Source organism: Janthinobacterium aquaticum, assembly GCF_009208565.1.
In the GTDB taxonomy this organism is placed as follows: Bacteria; Pseudomonadota; Gammaproteobacteria; order Burkholderiales; family Burkholderiaceae_D; genus Janthinobacterium.
In genome coordinates this window covers 241,272-260,135 of the sequence record NZ_WFLK01000002.1, presented here as the reverse complement: position 1 = coordinate 260,135, position 18,864 = coordinate 241,272, and the positions used below count along the sequence as shown (strand labels likewise).

Annotated in this window: 14 protein-coding genes; 3 read left to right on the top strand and 11 right to left on the bottom strand. The window is 62.2% G+C overall.

Annotated elements, in window-relative coordinates:
• Nucleotides 1-109: 109 nt before the first annotated feature.
• A complete protein-coding gene (locus GCM43_RS04035) occupies nucleotides 110-1,768 on the top strand; it encodes a ParB/Srx family N-terminal domain-containing protein (protein WP_152242229.1) in 1,659 nt (552 codons plus the stop codon).
• Between the two features lie 49 nt (nucleotides 1,769-1,817).
• On the opposite strand, the gene GCM43_RS04030 is transcribed toward GCM43_RS04035, so the two are convergent.
• From GCM43_RS04030 to GCM43_RS03995, 8 genes are all read right to left on the bottom strand, one after another.
• Nucleotides 1,818-2,945: an Imm71 family immunity protein gene (locus tag GCM43_RS04030; protein ID WP_193315530.1), complete on the bottom strand. Its 1,128-nt coding sequence runs from the start codon at nucleotides 2,943-2,945 to the stop codon at nucleotides 1,818-1,820.
• Nucleotides 2,908-4,635 carry a response regulator gene (locus tag GCM43_RS04025; RefSeq protein WP_152242519.1) on the bottom strand — a complete coding sequence of 576 codons (1,728 nt, stop codon included), beginning with the start codon at nucleotides 4,633-4,635 and terminating at the stop codon, nucleotides 2,908-2,910. Before GCM43_RS04025 ends, GCM43_RS04030 begins: the two co-directional genes overlap by 38 nt.
• On the bottom strand, nucleotides 4,625-6,148 hold the full coding sequence (locus GCM43_RS04020; RefSeq protein WP_152242227.1) for an ATPase domain-containing protein: 1,524 nt from the start codon (nucleotides 6,146-6,148) through the stop codon (nucleotides 4,625-4,627). The genes GCM43_RS04025 and GCM43_RS04020 overlap by 11 nt, the downstream gene beginning before the upstream one ends.
• Before the next feature lie 217 nt (nucleotides 6,149-6,365).
• Nucleotides 6,366-7,475, bottom strand: a complete 1,110-nt coding sequence (locus GCM43_RS04015) for an ABC transporter ATP-binding protein (protein WP_152242226.1) — start codon at nucleotides 7,473-7,475, stop codon at nucleotides 6,366-6,368.
• Between the two features lie 8 nt (nucleotides 7,476-7,483).
• Nucleotides 7,484-8,353 (bottom strand): carbohydrate ABC transporter permease, encoded by an 870-nt coding sequence (locus GCM43_RS04010; protein WP_152242225.1) that lies wholly within the window; start codon nucleotides 8,351-8,353, stop codon nucleotides 7,484-7,486.
• Nucleotides 8,350-9,234, bottom strand: coding sequence for a carbohydrate ABC transporter permease (locus GCM43_RS04005; RefSeq protein ID WP_152242224.1), 885 nt, complete (start codon nucleotides 9,232-9,234; stop codon nucleotides 8,350-8,352). The genes GCM43_RS04010 and GCM43_RS04005 overlap by 4 nt, the downstream gene beginning before the upstream one ends.
• A gap of 121 nt (nucleotides 9,235-9,355) precedes the next feature.
• Nucleotides 9,356-10,603, bottom strand: coding sequence for an ABC transporter substrate-binding protein (locus tag GCM43_RS04000; protein WP_152242223.1), 1,248 nt, complete (start codon nucleotides 10,601-10,603; stop codon nucleotides 9,356-9,358).
• A 177-nt stretch (nucleotides 10,604-10,780) separates the two neighbouring features.
• A complete protein-coding gene (locus GCM43_RS03995; protein ID WP_226929309.1) occupies nucleotides 10,781-11,983 on the bottom strand; it encodes a maltoporin in 1,203 nt (400 codons plus the stop codon).
• 372 nt (nucleotides 11,984-12,355) lie between these two features.
• On the opposite strand from GCM43_RS03995, the gene GCM43_RS03990 reads away from it, so the two are divergent.
• Nucleotides 12,356-14,281 (top strand): glucokinase, encoded by a 1,926-nt coding sequence (locus tag GCM43_RS03990; protein ID WP_152242221.1) that lies wholly within the window; start codon nucleotides 12,356-12,358, stop codon nucleotides 14,279-14,281.
• The gene (locus GCM43_RS03985) at nucleotides 14,282-15,337 is read left to right on the top strand and encodes a LacI family DNA-binding transcriptional regulator (protein ID WP_152242220.1); all 1,056 of its coding nucleotides are present in this window, start codon (nucleotides 14,282-14,284) and stop codon (nucleotides 15,335-15,337) included.
• 180 nt (nucleotides 15,338-15,517) lie between these two features.
• Here GCM43_RS03985 and GCM43_RS03980 read toward each other — a convergent pair whose 3' ends face one another.
• From GCM43_RS03980 to GCM43_RS03970, 3 genes are all read right to left on the bottom strand, one after another.
• Entirely contained in the window at nucleotides 15,518-16,429 is a 912-nt protein-coding gene (locus GCM43_RS03980; protein ID WP_152242219.1) for a carbohydrate kinase family protein, read from the bottom strand.
• The gene (locus GCM43_RS03975; RefSeq protein ID WP_152242218.1) at nucleotides 16,426-17,640 is read right to left on the bottom strand and encodes an AGE family epimerase/isomerase; all 1,215 of its coding nucleotides are present in this window, start codon (nucleotides 17,638-17,640) and stop codon (nucleotides 16,426-16,428) included. Before GCM43_RS03975 ends, GCM43_RS03980 begins: the two co-directional genes overlap by 4 nt.
• Nucleotides 17,641-17,741: 101 nt before the next feature.
• Complete coding sequence (locus GCM43_RS03970; RefSeq protein ID WP_152242217.1) at nucleotides 17,742-18,734, bottom strand: tetratricopeptide repeat protein; 993 nt, start codon at nucleotides 18,732-18,734, stop codon at nucleotides 17,742-17,744.
• Nucleotides 18,735-18,864 lie beyond the last annotated feature (130 nt).

Sequence of the window (18,864 nt, the reverse complement as noted above, 5' to 3'; positions counted from 1 at the left end):
GCAGCATTCGAGGAAATGGTGCGATGTTGCACCGCCCCGACAGGTCATCAAGTTGACATATTTCCCCGTTAGCATGTCCGCACTTTTTACAAGACACCACGGGAAAACCATGCAACAGCCTCAACGCGCCTTCGCAAGCCACTGTATTCGCACCACCCTGTCGATTTCGCTGGCCCTGATGCTAGGTACCAGCCTGGCTGCCTGCGGCGGCAGCGACAACCACGACAACGCCAGCGAGCCGGTGGCGTCGGCGCGCATCATCAGCGTGGTGGCGGCTACCGGCAAGGCCGTTGCGGGCACCGTCGTGACCGTGTATGACGCCAACAAGGAAAAAGTCGGCTTCAGCGCCACCGCTGCCGACGGCAAGGTCAATATCGCCATGACGGCCGGAGCCAAGGCGCCGTTCCTGATCGTCGGCAGCACCGCCAGCGGCACGCCGCTGTACGCCGTCACCCTGCAGGAAAAATCGGTCAACCTGACCCCGCTCACTTCGCTGATCGCCACCCAACTGCTGGGCGCTGCGCCGGCCAGCGCCACGGCGGCCAGCCTGGCTGCCATCGATGCGGCCAAGCTACAGGCAGCGCAAACCCAGCTGGCCACGGCGCTGGCGGCCCCGCTGAAAACACTGGGCCTGGCGGCCAACTACGACTTCATCAACGGTCCCCTGACGCCTGACAGCAAGGATCCGGCTGACGTACTGCTCGACAATATCCAAGTCAAACAAAGCGGCACCGATATCGACCTCGTCAACGCCAGCGGCAACATCGTGGCGCAAAGCGTGGGCGGCGCAGCCCTCATCGCCACCGGCAAGACCGTGCTGGAAACGGCGCCGGTGCCAAGCGCGCGCCAGCAGGAACTGATGGCGACGGTAGCCGGCACCGACGCCACGCCGAAGTTCCTGCAAGTGTCACTCGACGAACTGCATCCGACCCAGCCGGCCATCGGCTACGACCAGGTGTACTACAAGCTGGGCCGCTACAGCGCCGAAGACCTGATCATGGCCAAGACCAACAAGCCGAAGAAATTTGCCGAACTGTGCGAGGCGAACGGCCAGGACGACGTGGTCAGCAAGAGCGCCAATATCGACGGTGCGATTTTGAGCAATCCGCCGAAAACGTTTGAATGCAAGTCGCCCGTAGGCACCAAGGCCGGCGACATGAAAACGGTGGTGATCGGCCCGAACGGCACGCTGTACCTGACCGATGGCCACCATACTTTCAGCGCCTTCTGGGATGCCGACAGGGGCCAGAACCACCAGCTCAAAGTGTGGGTCAAGGTGACTGACAATTTCAGCAACCTCAATGAATACGATTTCTGGGCGCAGATGAAAAAGGCCAACAAGGTCTGGCTGAAAGACGGCGCCAACAAGGCTATTGCCACCAGCCAGTTGCCCGCCTCGATCGGCCTGAAGTCGCTTGGCAACGATCCTTACCGCGCACTGGTCTACTTCACGCGCGACGCCGGCTATGTGGTGCCGTCGACGGCCACCGAATTTCTCGAATTCTACTGGGCCGACTGGCTGCGCAAGCAGGGCTCAATCGACCTGGCCAAGGTCGACACCACCGATGTGAGCAGCTATCTGGCCACCATCAAAACCGCTTCGCAGGCGATGGCGGCGCTAAAGGCGACCGATGTCGTCAGCGGCGGCGTCACGGCGCAGACGCTGGGCTGGACCGGCGTGTTCGACCAGGCAGCGCTGGACGACCTGGTCAAGCCGACCGGCAAGCTGACGTACTCGATCGCCTACAAGAAATCGCTGGGCAAATAGGCGGCATAGCGCCGGGGCCATGCCTGCTATTATTCAGTCGTGATGTTGTTCAGTCGTCCTGACGCATCAGCACCCAGCGCACCGAGAGGCCGCCCAGCGCAAAAGGCATGCGCTGGCCTTTTTTGCGTATCTTGGTGTAGCTGCCTTCGGCCTCAAGCAGCCAGCGCCCGCTGGCGGGGGCGGCAGCACCGCTCCAGGCCCAGGCCGGCCCCCCGTCGCCTGCCGTTGCCGAACTTTCAGGGTGCGAATGGCGCGGATCGATAAATTCATAGTGCGCCTCCTCTTCCGGCACCACGCCATCGCGGTAGCGATCCTCTTGCCACAACAGGCGCCAGGCCATGTGCAGCTTTTCAGCAGGATGGGCACTGTCGCTGTCGCGTTCCAGGCTGATGGCAGGCGCGAAAGAACGGTTGTTGAAGTAGCACATGGGGCCTACGACGACGAACGGCGCAGCCGGCTTCCAGGCACCGGTAAAACGGTCGATCAATGAACTGGCCGGTGCAGCAACCGGTTCCCAGATGCCAGCGCAGGGCACGATGCGGTCGGGCCGTGCAAAGCGGTTGACCTGCGGGTCGGGCACCGCCGGCAATATTGAAGGCGCGGGCGAAACAGGCAGGTCGCGGCGCAGCGCCAGGTTGTAATACCAGAGGCCACCAGGAAAATAGCCACGTTGGGCAAGATGAATCGAGCACTCCTGCCACACGTCATGGGCGTCCGACATGGCCTCGCAATACTCCTGCCACAATGGCGTGTGCGCCTCGTTGATGCCGTTTTCGCCATCGTCGATGCGCCCCAGCACGCTCAACTGGATGCCCAGGCGCCTGCGCGCCTCGGACAGTTCAAGAAAAGGCGGCGTATCGAACTGCTTGAAATTATCCTTTTCCATGATCGCCAGGGCCTTGTCGAACTCGGCCAGCCCCCCGCTGACGTACTGGAGCTCCGATGCGGGCAGCGATGTGGTCAGCGCCCAGCCCTGTTTGGTCGCTTCCTGCAAGCTGCGCTTGGTTACGTCGACCCAGACCTTGTAGTAGGCATGGGCACGGCGCCAGGCGGTGATCGAACTGATTTTCCTGAGCAGGTAAAACAGCTGTTGGCGCTCCGCCTGGTTCGGCACCAGCAGATCCTGTGGCGAGATGGTGTCACTCAAGGTGCTGGCTGCGTTGCTGTTCGAGCGCACGGTTGACCACTCCCGCAAGGTCGGTCAGCTGGAATGGCTTGCGCAGGACCGCGTTGCTGCCGATAACATGGTCGATGGCTTCCATGTCGGCGTAGCCGGTAGCGATAATCATCGGCAGGCCGGGAAATTCGCGATTGGCCAGGCTGACCAGTTCGGCACCGGTCATGCCAGGCATCAGGTAATCGGTAATCATCAGGCTCGGTAGCTGCTCGCGCAATTGCTGCAAGCCTGCTTCGCCATTGGCGGCCTGGCTGACCTGGTAGCCCAGTGCCTGCAGCGATTCGACCATCAATTGTCTGACGGCGTTGTCGTCTTCCACCACCAGAATATGCTCGCCTGCGCTGGCCGCTTCGAGTGGTGCTGCTGGCTGCGCGGACGGCTCCTGGTTCTGATCGGCCAGCTTGAGCCAGATTTCAACCGTCGTGCCTGTGCCGGGCTGGCTCAGGATGCGCGCCGTTCCGCCAGACTGCTGCGCCATCCCATAGACCTGGCTCAGGCCCAGGCCGGTGCCTTTACCGACGCCCTTGGTGGTAAAAAATGGCTCGAACACCTTGCCCAGCAGTGCTTTTTCAATTCCCTGTCCGGTATCGGTGACGGCAATCACCCCATAGCTGCCTGCTGGTAGAACACCTTCGGGCGCTTCGTCGCAACGGGCACTGACGCGCAGCGTACCGCCGTCCGGCATGGCGTCGCGTGCGTTGATGGCCAGGTTAAGCAGCGCCATTTCCATCTGGTTACGGTCGGCCATCACCTGGCAGGACTGGGCGACCTGGTCGTCCAGTTCAAACTCCAAGATAATGCCCGAACCGAGCGAGCTGACCATCAGTTCCCGGACCCCGTCAAACAGGCTGGACACGTCGAGCGCTCGCAGGTCGAGCCGCTGGTTGCGTGAAAACGCCAGCAGCTGGCTGGTCAGCTTGCCGCCGCGCTCGCAGGCGCGGCGCGCCACCTCGGCCTTGCGCCTGGCATTCTCATCTTTGGACAGGTACAGGATCAGATCCATGCTGCCCTGGATCACATTGAGCAGGTTGTTGAAGTCATGCGCAATGCCGCCCGTCAGGCGCCCGATCGCTTCCATTTTCTGCAGCTGCACCAGCGCCTGCTGCACGCGCTCGCGCTCGAGCACCTCGTTCATCAGCCGGTCGTTGGCCTGCGCCAGCGCGCGCGTGCGCTGCTCGATGCGCGATTCGAGCGTCTGGTTCAGCTGCAGCAACTGCGCCTGGCTCTGGCGCAGGGTTTCGGACGCGGCAACGCGCTCGGCCAGGAAATCGCGCGCCTGGTACTGGCGCCGGCGGCCACGCAGCGCAGCGGCTGCCGCGCTGCACAGGGTTTCTGCATTCAAGGGACGCTCCAGCAGCACCACATTGCCCAGCTGGTCGAAGGTGCTGCGCGCGGCGCGCGCGCCGGCGCCATGGCGTTTTGAAATCAATACGACAAAGGGAAAATCGGACCATGGCTGCTGCGCGCGCAGCCATGCCAGCAACTGCAGCACGCCCGGGTTCTGCAGCGCCTCCTCGGCAATCACACAGGCGCCGGCACCGGCGTCAAGTTCGCCTGTCATGTCTTCAAAACCAGCCAGGATCGTGCCCGCAAAGCCGTTGCGCGCCAGTACCTGATGGATCACTTCGGCATCGCGGCCATGCGGTGCCAGGATCAGCATGCGTTCGTCGTGCGCGCTGCTACTGTTCATCATCGCCAACTGCCACCATCATCGGGGTGGCGCCGCGATACGTTGGCAGCCCTGTCAATACACCTTCAAAACCTTCGAGTGCCGCACCGATCACAATGCCGCCAGCGCCCAGTTGCAGCTCATGGATGGTCGAGGCATGGTTTCTGGTGCGGCTCTTGATCACGGTAATGGCGCGGCGCAGTTTGCCGTTCGATTCGAAAAAGCGCAGCAGCACGGTGCTGTCGCTCAGGTAGCTGAGGTCGACATCGGTGCGCACCTCGCCGACCAGGCCGTGCTGTGCCAGCACCAGCATGGTGGTCACGCCTTTCTGGTTCAGGTAGGCCAGCAGTTCGTGCATCTGCAAGGTCAGGTAGCGCTCACCGGGCATCGCCTGCAGATAAGCGTTCAGGCTGTCGATGACGATAAAACGCACGCCCTCGAGCTCGACACCGTCGCGCAGCATCTGGGCAAACTGACCCGGCGCCAGTTCGGCCGGATCGATATGCTGGACGTTGAGCTGTCCGTTCGCCACATATGGCTGCAGGTCCATCTGCAGCGAAGCGGCGCGCGCAAAAAATGTCGCCAGCCCTTCGTCGAACAGGTAGAACGAGGCCTTTTCACCGCGTTCAAGCGCCGACAGCATGCAGCGCGCGCAGGCGGTCGTCTTGCCGATGCCGGACGGGCCGACGATCAGGGTATTGGTGCCGGCAGCGAGCCCGCCGCCGAGCAGCGCATCAAATGCCGGCGATCCGGTCGAACTGACATGGGCGGCGAAGTTGCCGGTATGTTCGGCTGCAATCAGGCGCGGAAAGAATCGCAGGCCGCCGGTGTCGAGCGTGTAGTCGTGAAAACCGCCGCGAAATTTGATGCCGCGCATCTTGATGATATTGACGCGGCGACGCTCCTTGCCAAACTCCTGCGCCATCTGCTCCAGGCTGATCACGCCATGGGCGATGCTGTGCAGCTGCTGGTCGGGCGCGTTCGATTTGTCGTCGAGCAGCAGCACGGTGCAGTCGCGTGCCGAGAAAAACTGTTTCAGCGCCAGGATCTGGCGACGATAGCGCAGCGGGTCCTGCGCCAGCAGGCGCATCTCCGACAGGCTGTCGAACACGATGCGCAGCGGCTTGAGGCGGTTCACTTCTTCCATCACGCTGCTGGTGGTTTCACCGAGTTCAAGCTCGGAAGAATGGAACACGGACTGCTGTGCATCGGGGTCCAGTGTGCCGTCGCTGGCCAGCTCGAATACCGAAATCGCCCCGATATCCCAGCCATGACTGTCGGCGACTGCGTCGAGCTCATCGGCCGTTTCCGACAGCGTGATATAAAGACCCGGCTCGCCACGCGCCACGCCGTCGAGCAAAAACTGCAACCCGAGCGTGGTCTTGCCGGTGCCGGGCGTGCCTTCAACCAGATACACACGCTGGGCGGTCAGGCCGCCGCACAGAATATCGTCAAGACCCTCGATGCCGGTCGACATGCGGGTGGTGGGCTTGCGCGCTGGGCGCTCGTTGGCTAAAGGCGTTTTATCAGTCATAGGTTGTCAACTTCAAGGAACAATAAGGCATCGATGGGATAGATGTCGAGTGTCACTGCATTGTTCAGGGAGTGTGCGCTGACCGCTATTGGTAAGCTTATTCTAGGCGAACACCGCAAAAAAGAGTGTTCGGCAGCGAACATAGCTAATTGAAAAGCCATAAAAAAGGCCCGGCGCTGTGCAGCAGCCGGGCCATGTCGCTACGTGATCAGCGCAATCAGGCGATGCGCTCGCCGCTGGCAGGGTCAAACATTGCCGCTTTCGACAGATTGAACGACAGCTGCATGGTCTGGCCCGGCAGCACGGCTTCCTTCGGATGCGTACGGCAGGTCACAGCTGCGCCGTTCAGACGGGTCGTCAGCAGCGTGTCGGGACCGGTCGGCTCGACCAGGTCGATCAGGCAGCCCAGCTCCTGGCCCACGTCGCCATGCGCGCTGCTGATGTCGGTAATCTGCTCCGGACGCACGCCCAGGACCACCTCGCGCCCGACATGGCTGCGCAGCTTGTCGGCTGCGAACGGCAGCGCCAGGCGCATGCTGTTGCCACCATTCTCGATTGCCGCAAACACCTCATTGCCTTCGATGACAGGCTTGACGGTGATGAAGTTCATCGACGGCGAGCCGATAAAGCCGGCCACGAACAGGTTGGCCGGATTGTCATAGATGTCCTGCGGCGTGCCCAGTTGCTGCACCACGCCGTCCTTCATCACGGCGATCAGGTCGCCCATGGTCATCGCTTCGATCTGGTCGTGGGTGACGTAGACGATGGTGGCCTTCAGGCGCTGATGCAGCAGCTTGATCTCGGCGCGCATTTCCACGCGCAGCTTGGCGTCCAGGTTCGACAGCGGTTCATCGAACAGGAACAGCGACGGCTTGCGCGAGATGGCGCGGCCCATGGCCACGCGCTGGCGCTGGCCGCCGGACAATTGCGCCGGACGGCGGTCCAGCAGGTGCGTGATCTGCAGCGTTTCGGCCACCCGTGCAACGATTTCCTGCTGCTCGGCTTTCGGCACTTTCTTGACGTTCAGGCCGAAGGCGATGTTTTCGCGCACCGTCATCGACGGATACAGCGCATACGACTGGAACACCATGGCGATGTCGCGGTCCTTCGGCGGCAGGTCGTTGACCACCTTGCCGTCGATCAGGATCTCGCCCGAGGTGACGCTTTCCAGGCCGGCCACCATATTGAGCAGGGTCGACTTGCCGGAACCGGAGCCGCCCACCAGGATCAGGAACTGGCCATCCTTGATTTCAATGTCGATGCCCTTCAGGACTTCGGCGCCGTTCGGATAGACCTTGCAGATATTGCGTATCGATAAGCTAGACATGTTTTTCCTTAACCTTTGACTGCGCCTGCGGTCAGGCCGCGCACAAAATAACGGCCTGCGACCAGATAGACCAGCAGGGTCGGCAGCGCGGCAATGACTGCCGCGGCCATGTTGACGTTGTATTCCTTGACACCGGTGGAGGTGTTGACCAGGTTGTTCAGGCCGACCGTGATCGGCTGCGACTCGCCGGCGGCAAACACGATGCCGAACAGGAAGTCGTTCCAGATCTGGGTGAACTGCCAGATGATGCAGACCACGAAAATCGGGCCCGAAATCGGCAGCACCACCTTGCGGAAGATCAGGAAGAAGCCTGCACCATCGATGCGCGCTGCCTTGATCAGCTCTTCCGGCACGCTGGTGTAGTAGTTACGGAAGAACAGCGTGGTAAACGCCGTGCCATAGACCACGTGCACGAACACCAGGCCGGTGGTGGTATTGGCCAGGCCGAATTCACCGAGCAGACGCGCCATCGGCAGCAGCACGACCTGGAACGGAATGAAGCAGCCGACCAACAGGGCCGCAAACAGGATTTCCGAACCGCGGAAGCGCCAGTGCGCAAACACGTAGCCGTTGAAGGCGCCGATAAAGGTCGAGATCAGCACGGCCGGCACGACCATCTCGATCGAGTTCCAGAAGAACGGCTGCAGGCCGTTGCAGGTCACGCCGGTACAGGCCGAAGACCAGGCCTTGCCCCACGATTCGAACTGCCATACGTGCGGCAGCGCCAGCAGGTTGCCGCTGCGGATTTCATCGAGCGACTTGAACGACGTCGACAAGGTTACGTACAGCGGCACGATGTAGTACAGCGCGAACAGCACCAGCAGCAGGTACAGGACCACCCGTCCGAGGGTGAGGCGATTATTGCGTGTCGGTGTCATCTCATTGCCTTTGCGCTGCGTGTTTCCAGGTACATCAGCGGCACCAGTACCGCCACGATGGTCGCCAGCATCATCATGGCCGACGCCGAACCGAGGCCGAGCTGGCCGCGGGTAAACGAGAACTGGTACATGAAGATGGCCGGCACGTCCGAGGAGTTGCCGGGGCCGCCCGAGGTCAGTGCGATCACCAGGTCGAAACTCTTGATGGCGATATGCGACAGGATCAATATCACGCTGAAAAACACCGGACGCATGGCCGGAATAATGATTTTCCAGTAAATCGTTGGCAAGGACGCGCCGTCGATCTGTGCTGCCTTGATGACTTCGTCATCGATGCCGCGCAGGCCAGCGAGGAACAGCGCCATCACGAAGCCCGACGACTGCCAGACACCGGCGATCACCACCGTATAGATCGACATGTCGGAGTTGACCAGCCAGTCGAACGTAAACGACGTCCAGCCCAGGTCGTGCATGACCTTTTCCAGGCCCAGGCTCGGATTGAGCATCCATTTCCAGGCAGTGCCTGTGACGATGAACGACAGCGCCATCGGATACAGGTAGATTGCGCGAAGAAAGCCTTCGCCGCGGATTTTCTGGTCGAGCAAAATGGCCAGGAACAGGCCGATGGCAATCGACAGGCCGATAAACAGGACGCCGAAGATGCCAAGATTGGTCAGCGAAGTCCACCAGCGTTCGTTCTCGAACAAGGTATGGTATTGCGTCAGGCCGGCGAACTCGAAGTTCGGCATCATGCGCGATTCGGTCATCGACAGATAACCGGTCAGGAAAATGAAACCATAGACGAATACCAGGCTGGCCAGGAGCGTGGGCCCCAGTACCAGTTGTGGTATCCATCGGTCAAAATGCTTGCTTATGGACATAGGACAGCCGTAGAAGTAGAACTGCGTATGGCGCCCGTCCGGGCTGATGCCGGAGGGGGCCTGCGTTACATGCTTTGCATGCGGTGCATGCAGCGCCGGCGGGGAGCCGGCGCTTCGGTGATTACTTCACTTTGGCGGCTTTGGCCAGTTCGGCAACAGCGTCTTTCGAGCTCATGTTGGTGTTCATGAACTTGGCGATCACGTCGGTGAGCGCGCCTTGCGTGGCCGAAGGCACTGCCATGCCGTGCGCGAACGATGGCACCAGGCCGCCGTTTTTGCTCGATGCATCCATGTCTTCCATCGACTTCAGTGCGCAAGCGTCAAACTTGTCTTTCGACACGCCCGAACGCACTGGAATCGAACCCTTGTTCAGGTTGAAGATCGACTGGAACTTCGGATCCATGATGGCCGTTGCCAGGGCCAGCTGGCCTTTCTTGGCGTTGGCATCTTTTTGCGTGAACATCGCAAACGAGTCGATGTTGTAGGTGTAGGCTTTTTCGCTGCCTGGCGCGGCCACGCACAGGTAGTCCTTGCCCGGTACTTTGCCAGCGGCGGTAAATTCGCCTTTGGCCCAGTCACCCATGAACTGGAACGCTGCCTTGTTGTTGATGACCATCGCCGTTGCCAGATTCCAGTCACGGCCAGCTGCATCCTTGTCGATGTAGGTCTTGACCTTGCCCAGGGTGTCGAACACCTTGATCATGGTCGGACCGGTCAGCTCTTTCTGGTCCAGCTTGATGATGGCTTTCTTGTAGAAGTCAGCGCCGCCGACGCCGAGCGCCACCGATTCAAACACGGTGGCGTCCTGCCATGGCTGGCCGCCATGGGCGATCACGATGGCGCCCGATTTCTTGATCTTGTCTGCGGCTTCGAAGAACGCTGGCCAGGTGGTCGGGGTGGTGGTCACGCCGGCTTTTTTCAGTACTTCAGGGTTGACCCACATCCAGTTCACGCGGTGCACGTTGACTGGTGCGGCAACATAGTGACCTTTGTATTTCATGCCGTCAGCAACCACTTTCGGCAGCACGGCATCCCATTTGCCTGCCTTGGCGGCTTCATCGATATTGGCCAGCACGCCTTCTGCGCCCCATTCCTGGATCGATGGGCCCTTGATCTGGGCTGCCGTCGGCGGATTGCCGGAAATGACGCGGGTTTTCAGCGCGGTGGTGGCGTTTTCGCCGGCGCCGCCTGCCACTGCAAAGTCTTTCCAGCCAAAGCCGGCTTCCTTGACCATCTGTTGCAGCTGACCTACCGACTTGGCTTCGCCGCCCGAAGTCCAGTAATGCAGCACTTCCACGTCAGCGGCGAAAGCGTTACCAGCGAAAGCAATGGCGGTCAGTGCTGCCAGTTTGGATAATTTCAATTTCATCTCCACATTCCTTTTTTTATCAAGCTTTTAGGGGGCATCGGCGAAAGTGCCGAAAAGTTCAGATTGCGCCTGTCTCGGCACTCTTTAGTCGATGTCAAACTGGCGCCACGGCCCATGTTCATGGCGTGGCGCCTTCCAACGCATCGCGAGGATGCGTCAGCTTACAGCATTACTGCATCAGAACCAGGTTTCAACCTGGAAACCATACGACGTGCCGCTGGTATTGTTGTTGTAGATCGGGCCGCCGTTGTTGGACGCGTTGACCGACGCGGTTGCCGCATCGTTCCATTTGCCGTAGGTCACAAAGGCGCGCAGTTCAGGACGCGACCACAGGCCAGGACCGGCCGAGATGGTCGGTGCAATGGTCAGCTTGGTCAGGCGCTTGGCCGGGCCACCCGATTGCGTCACGCGGTCGGTGCCGATTTCACCAACGAGCTTGAAGTTGTTGGTGAAAGCGTACACAGGACGTGCACCGATCGAAGTCCAGGTCGACGAACCGGTGGCGTTCGATTCGTCTTTTTGCCACAGGGCGACGAATTCCATGCCGAAGTTTTCCATTGGCTGGATCGCCATGTCATTGAACACGCGGGTACGCTTGCGGTCCGAACCGTATGCGGTGTCGCCTGCTGCGCCCATCTGGCCGCCGCCGTCCTTGCCGATGCCAGGGCCAACGCCGTATTGCACGCCGAAGGTATTGCCGCCACCAAAGACCTTGCCTTGACGATGGAAGGCCGATACTTGCCAGCCGTTATGTTTCGGGCCGTAGATATCGGTATCTTTGCCTTCGCCGATGATGTAGGTGGCAGCCAGGTCCAGCGTGCCGTTGGCGTTGACCGGAATGTCGCCCCAGATAAAGTTCTGGCGCACGGCCGATTTGGTGCCAAGGATCGCGCCGGTGACCGGATCGCGCGAGTTGATGTCGTTGTCCTTGAAGAAGGCGTACGAGAATTTGCCTGGGCCCATCGGAATGCGGTCCAGACCGGCACCGGTACCGTTCATGTTGATGTACTGCAGGTCCAGCATATGGATGTCAGGACGGTAGTAGAAACGCTTACCGATCCAGGCCGTGCCGCCGTTCAGGAAGTCCAGGCCTTGTGCTTCGACGTAGGCTTTGACGATGCCCAGTTTGTTGTCGCCGAAGTCCGAGTTCGGTGCGTAGGCATTGACCCACACGGTGGCCAGGTAGTTCACGTCGCCGACTTTGGCGACCGACTTGGTGTAGCCGAATTCTGCGTAGGCGTCGCACTCGTTACCGAGGCGGTATTTCATGGTGTTGCCGCCCAGGCCGAAGCAGCCTTGCGAACCGCCGTCACCGGAGGTGTTGCTGCCGGCGCCAGCGCGCAGGTAGCCGTGGAAGCCTTCGGAGTCGGATGGGTACATTGGGTCTGCCATAGCGGAACCGCTGGCAATGGCTAAAACGATGGCAGCAGGCAGCGCTTTCAAAGCGGCCTTCATCATGGTGCGATGCAACATGTAAGTCTCCTCAGTATCGATTGTTTTTATCTAGTTATTCGTGGCCGAATCAACTGGCCAGAATTTGTTCCAGCAGGGACATAGTAACTATACTACGAACAAATATCAACATATTATGTTGTAATCCTACGACTGATTTTTTCGCTCTTTCATCGCCTGCTTTTCACTGGTATTTTCATTGCATGCACAGCGCAGCGTATACTCTTTACAATTCCTGCTTTCACCATAACGACAGTTGCCCGGCAACGACCGAGCACACAATACGAGACCGGCATTACCATGAGAATCGATGAAAGAACAGAAGTAGCGGGCGGCGAAGCGGCCGACCGTTTCAGCGACGGCCCGCGCCTGCTGGCCGATATCGGCGGCACCAACGCCCGCTTTGTACTGGAAACGCGCCAAGGCCATCTGGAAGCGATATGCGTGCTGCCCTGCGACGACTATGCTTCGCTGCTCGACGCCATCAACGCCTATATGCACAGCGAGGACGCGCGCGCCGCCGGTTCGGCCCGCGTGCGCCACGCCGCCATTGCGATTGCCAATCCGATCGACGACGACACTATCCGCATGATGAACCACCACTGGTTCTTCTCGATCGAAGCGATGCGCGAGGCGCTGGGCCTCGATACGCTGCTGGTGGTCAATGACTTCACGGCGCTGGCGATGGCCCTGCCCTACCTGCGCGCCGACCAGCGCGTGCAGATCGGTGGCGGCATGGCGCGCGCCGACAGCGTGATCGGCCTGCTCGGCTCGGGCACGGGCCTGGGCGTATCGGGCATGATCCCGGCTGAAGACCGCTGGATTGCGCTGGGCAGCGAAGGTGGGCATGTCAGCTTTGCGCCGTGCGACCAGCGCGAGATGGACGTGCTGTCCTACGCCTGGCGCGAACTGTCGCATGTGTCAGCCGAACGGCTGGCCTCCGGGCGCGGCCTGGAACTGATCTACCGCGCGCTGGCCGAGCGCGCCGGCCAGCCCGATGCGCAGCCGCTGCTGGCCTTTGAGATCACCAGCCGCGCCTTGGCGGGCGACTGTGAAATCTGCATCGAAGCGATCGACTGTTTCTGCGCCATCCTCGGCTCGATTGCCGGCAATGTCGCCATGACGCTGGGCGCGCTGGGCGGCATCTACATAGGCGGGGGCATCGTGCCGCGCCTGGGGCCGCTGTTCGAACGCTCGCAGTTCCGCGCCCGCTTTGAACAGAAAGGGCGTTTGAACGAATACCTGGCGCAGATTCCCACCTTCCTGATCACGGCCGAACTGCCGACTTTTCTCGGTATCGCCGCGATCCTGGCGCAAAAACTCAAACGCGCCAATTCGGGCGCGCCGGTACTCGAATCGGTGCGCCAGGCGCGCGGGCGCATGAGTCCTTCGGAATGCAAGGTGGCCGACTGGGTGCTGAAAGAGCCGAACGCCATGCTGACCCTGCCGATTGCCGAAATCGCCCAGCGCGTGGGCGTCAGCCAGCCCACCGTGATGCGCTTTTGCCGCTCGATCGGCGTGCAGGGCCTGGCCGACTTCAAGCTCAAGCTGGCCTCGGGCCTGACCGGCGGCGCCATTACGGTATCGCACTGCCATGTCGAGATATCGGACACCGATGCCGAACTGGCGCGCAAGGTACTGGGCAACAATGCCTCGGCCGCGCTGGCCATGCGCGACATGCTCGACGTGAAGGCGCTGACCGAAGCGATCGAACTGCTGCGCGGCGCCAACCGGGTGGAACTGCTGGCCGTGGGCAGCGCGCGCGTAGTAGCCGACGACATGCAGCAAAAGCTGCTCAACCTGGGCATCGTCAGCAGCTTTTTTGCCGATCCGCAGGCGCAGGAAATGAGCGCGGCCATGCTCAAGCCGGGCGATGTGGCGCTGGTCATTTCGCGCTCGGGCGCCCTGCCCGACCTGCTGCGTACGGTCAAGGTGGCGCAGGCCTGCGGCGCGCGCGTGCTGGCCATTACCGCCAGCGGCTCGCCGCTGGCGCGCGTGGCCGATGTGCTGCTCACGCTCAACCACCCGGAAGGCAGCCTCAATTTCGTGCCGATGATCGTGCGCCTGCTGCAGCTGATGGTACTCGACATCCTGTCGGTCGGCCTGGCGCGGCGCGATACGGCCCACCGTACCAGTGCCAGCACCAGCGCAGCCCTGCCCGAAGCGGGGCAACTGCACGGCATGCGCATCAGCGGCAAGCTGAAATTCGGCGGACACCTCGAATAAATGACGGCGCCATCGACTCCCGACACCCCGGCCAGCGCCACCGTGCACGACGTGGCGCGCGCCGCCGGCGTGTCCGCCATGACGGTCTCGCGCGTGATCAATGGCCGCGCCAGCGTCAGCGACGCCACCCGCAGCAAGGTCGAAGCGGCGATTGCCGCGCTGCGCTACGAGCCGAACCTGGCAGCGCGCGAAGCGCGCACCGGCACGCTGCGTATTGGCCTCTTGTACAGCAATCCGAGCGCGTCGTTTCTCAGTGAATTTCTGGTCGGCGCGATGGAGCAGTGCCGCCGCGGCGGTGGGCAGTTGATGCTCGAGCGCTGCGACGACCTGGCCAGCCAGCTGGCCGCCATCGACAGCCTGGTCGAGTCCAGCGTGGACGGCATGCTGGTGCCGCCGCCGCTATGCGACGATCCGGCAGTGCTGGCGCAGCTGAAGCAGCGCGGCATTCCGGTAATTGCCGTGGCCACCGCGCGCCCCTCGCCCGGCGCCTCGGCCGTGCGCATCGACGACTACCAGGGCGCGCTGGCCATGACGCGCCACCTGCTCGATCTGGGGCACCGCGATATCGCCTTTATCCAGGGCGACCCGGCCCATACGCCGGCGCTGCTGCGCCAGCAAGCGTTTTGCGACGCCATGCGCGAAGCGGGCATCGATGTGCCACCGGAACGCATCGCACAAGGCTATTTTACTTACCGCTCGGGACTCGATGCGGCGCGCCAGCTGCTGTCGGCACAGCCGCTGCCGACGGCGATCTTTGCCAGCAATGACGACATGGCCGCCGCCGCCCTGGCCGTGGCGCACGGCATGGGCCTGCAGGTGCCGCAAACGCTGAGCATCTGCGGCTTCGACGATACGCCGGTAGCGACCATCGTCTGGCCCGAACTGACCACCATCCGCCAGCCGATCGCCGACATGGCGCGCGCCGCCGTTACCCTCGTGCTCAATGAAATCCGCCAGCGCCGCGCCGGCGAACACCGCCCGGCCGTGCATCGGCTGATGGAGTTCAGCCTGGTCGAGCGGGCGTCGACGGCCACAGCACCACGTAGGTCGGATTAGGCCCTTCGGGCCGTAATCCGACAATACCGCTGACGCCAACACCTCATGCGCCAACAATGTTGTCGGATTACGCCGCTGCGCGGCCAATGGCAGCACCTCATTCGCCAACAATGTTGTCGGATTACGGCCCCCTTTGGGGGCCTAATCCGACCTACGCGCCCTACCCGACCGCATCGCTGGTTATCCCAGCAACTGCTCGATCAACGCCACCGACGGCGGCGCCGCACCGGCTGCAAGGCAGGCGCCGGCGCCGGCCGCCACGGCAAAGCGCAGGTGGCCTTCGCCGTCCTGCTCTGGGCGGTACATCAGGCTGTAGAGCAGGCCGCCGATGCTGGCGTCGCCGGCGCCGACGGTGTCGACTACCGTGATCTTTGGCGGCGCGGCCTGCCACACCTGCTCGCCCCGGTACAGCGCGGCGCCCTTCTCGCCACGCGTGTACAAATAAGTGGCGTCCGGGTTCCAGCTGCGCAGGGTGGCAAAGGCGCTGTCGATATCGTCATGGCGGAACAGGCCGGCCAGGTCTTCGTCGGACACTTTCACCACGTCGGCCAACGCCGTCATGCGCACCAAAGTGGCGTCGTAGCGCTCGTCCATCATCACGCGGAAGTTCGGATCGTAGCTGATCTTCACGCCGGCCGCCTTCAGTGCTTCGGCCAGGGCGACCAGTTTGCCGGCCAGCGGTTCGCGCGCCAGGCTGATGCCGCCAAAATGCACCCATTGCGCGCCCGCCATCCAGCCTTCGGGCAGTACGCTGGCGTCGAAATGCAGGTCGGCGCTGTCGTCGCCGATAAAGTAGTACGTCGGCGGGTGCAGTTCATGCACGATGGCCAGCAGCGGCGACCTGGCATAGCGCTGCAGGAAACGCCCATCAAGACCGGCAGCATCGTTGGCGGCGGCCAGCGCATCGCCAAACACGTCCAGGCTGACGGCGCCGGCAAAGGCGCTCGGCACGCCCAGGCGCGCCATCACGCGCGCCACGTTCCAGGTCGAGCCGCCAACCTGGCTGCTCCACTGGTCGGCGCCTGTCCTCAGCATGTCGGTCAGCGCTTCGCCGGCCGAGACGAAACGCGGGAAGGTGACTGGCGCGTTCATGCTGCACCGCCGATCACGTTCAGCACTTCATAGCAAGCGCCCATGGTGTGGTAATCGGTCTTGCCGGCCGGGCTTTTCTCGTTGCTGATCTTCTGGTTGTCGGGCGTGAGGATGCGGTACCAGGCGCCATGGTTGTGGTCGACAAAATGCTGCCAGCTGTAGCCCCATATCTTGTCATAGCTCTGCCAGTAGCCCTCTTCGCCCGTGCGCGCGGCCAGCACGGCAGCGGCGGCAAAGCTTTCGGCCTGCACCCAGAAATATTTGTCGCCATCGCAGATTTCATCCTGGGGACCGAAGCCGTAATGGATGCCGCCATGCTGGCCGTCCCAGGCCTTGGCCAGCGCCGTATCGAACAACTGGCGCGCGCGCGGCAGCAGCCAGTCGGACGGGCCGGCCATGAATTTGGCGTGGCGCTCCATGATCAAAAGCAGCTTGGCCCACTCGGTAAAGTGCCCGGGCTGGTAGCCCCACGGACGGAAGATATTGCTCTTGTCGTGCAGGTTGTAGTCCCAGTCGATCGACCAGTCGGGACGGTAGTGTTCCCAAATCATGCCGTCAGCCAGGCCAGCCTGGCGCACCGTGATATTGTGCGCCAGCGTTTCGGCGCGGTGCAGATAGCGCGCCTCGCCGGTCGCCTCAAAGGCCGCCAGCATCGCCTCGCAGGCATGCATATTGGCGTTCTGGCCGCGATAGCCATCGAGTTCAGACCAGTCGGCGCTGGCCACGTCGGCATACAGGCCATGCTCGGGCAGCCAGAAGCGCTGCTCCATCAGTTCAAACGTTTCGTCCAGATAGGCGCGCGCTTCCTGCATGCCGGCCGCCAGCGCATGGGCGTAAGCCAGCAGCACGAAGGCCAGGCCGTAGCAGTGATTGGCGCCGTCCGTTACCGTGGCCGCACCATCTTTCCAGCTCAGTTGCCAGGCATAGCCGCCGGTGTCGGCATTGCGGTGCGCGTCGCGCAAAAAGGCCACGCCATGGCGCAGCGCGGCCTGGTAATCGTCGTCGCCGAACTGGCGGTAGGCCATCGCATAGTTGAACACAAAGCGCGTGCTGCTGACCAGATGGCGCGTGCTGGCGTCGTAGACGCTGCCATCGTCGAGGAAAAAATGATAGAAGCCGCCGCTCGGATCGATCGCGCGCGGATGGTAAAAGCGCATGGTATGCAAGATGTGCTCGGTGAGCATGCGTTTGGAGCGGAAATCAGGTGTCATGGTGGCGCGTGTCTCTGGTGTTGTGGCGTGGTTTGTTATCGATAACAGCGCGAACATCATAGCATGCCGCCTTGCGCCCGTCTGCGCGCCAACGGGCATTTTTACTGCGTTTTTTGCAGCAGTTTGCTCTGCCACAGGCGCGCCTGGGCCGCATCGGCGCTCTGGCCCAGCTCACCGTTCCGATAGACCTTGACCAGCCGTTCGATGGCCTCGGTATCGCCCTGCTGCGCCGCCAGCAGATAGAGCGCGAATGGCGCTGGCGCCGGCCCCTGGCGCGTGGGCCCGCCACGGCCCTGTTCGAGCAGGCGCGCGAGGCCGGTCTGGCCCGGCGGGCTTTTGGCAATCGCCGCCAGCTCGTACCAGCCCAGCGCCGCCTCGTCGCTTTGCACCACGCCCTGCCCCACTTCGTAACTGTAGGCAACGTTGTTCAGGCCAGGTGGATCGAGTGCCTTGGCCGCCCTCATGTACCAGCCAAACGCTTCCTTGCGCTGGGCATCGTCGCGGGCCGTCAGCATCAGACGATAGCCAATTTCATTGTAGGCGGGGATAAAGCCGTGCTCGGCAACCACCTTCAGCCAGTGCAGCGCATGTGCCTGTTCCTCGGGGCTGCTGTCGATCGACTCGTAATGCATGGCCAGCGTGGTGTGCGCCAGCTCGATATCCTGCGCTGCACCCTTGCGCGTCCAGTACTCGCCCAGCTGGCGGTCCTGTGGTGCGCCGTTGCCCAGCGTATAAGCGGCGCCCAGGAAAGCCTGCGCCGGGCCATGGCCGTTTTGTGCCGACCTGGTCAGCCAGGCCAGCGCCTGTTCGCTGCTGCGCGCAACGCCGACGCCGTTGCCATACAGCTGCGCCAGATCCTGCTGCGCTTCGGCATTGCCACCTTGCGCCAGCTCAAGCGTCTGCCTGAAGCGGGCGACGCTTTCCGGCGACAGGTCATCGGGCCGATTGACGATGGCGTCGACCCTGGCGCGCATCGCGGCCAGATCGGCCTTCACCTCGGAACTGGCGTCAAGCAGCGCCGGATGCTGCTGGGCCAGCAAAGGCAGGTGCAGGGACAAGGGCAGCAAGGCCAACAAAGCAATTTTTCTGAACATGAGGACGGCAAAAAAACAGACTGGCAGCAATGTTAGCGCATGCAGCCACTGCAACAGCGCACAAGCGCATTTGACAGTGTGCCGCCGGCCAGCTTACATTGCCATGGCCTACCCCACGACAAGGACTGCC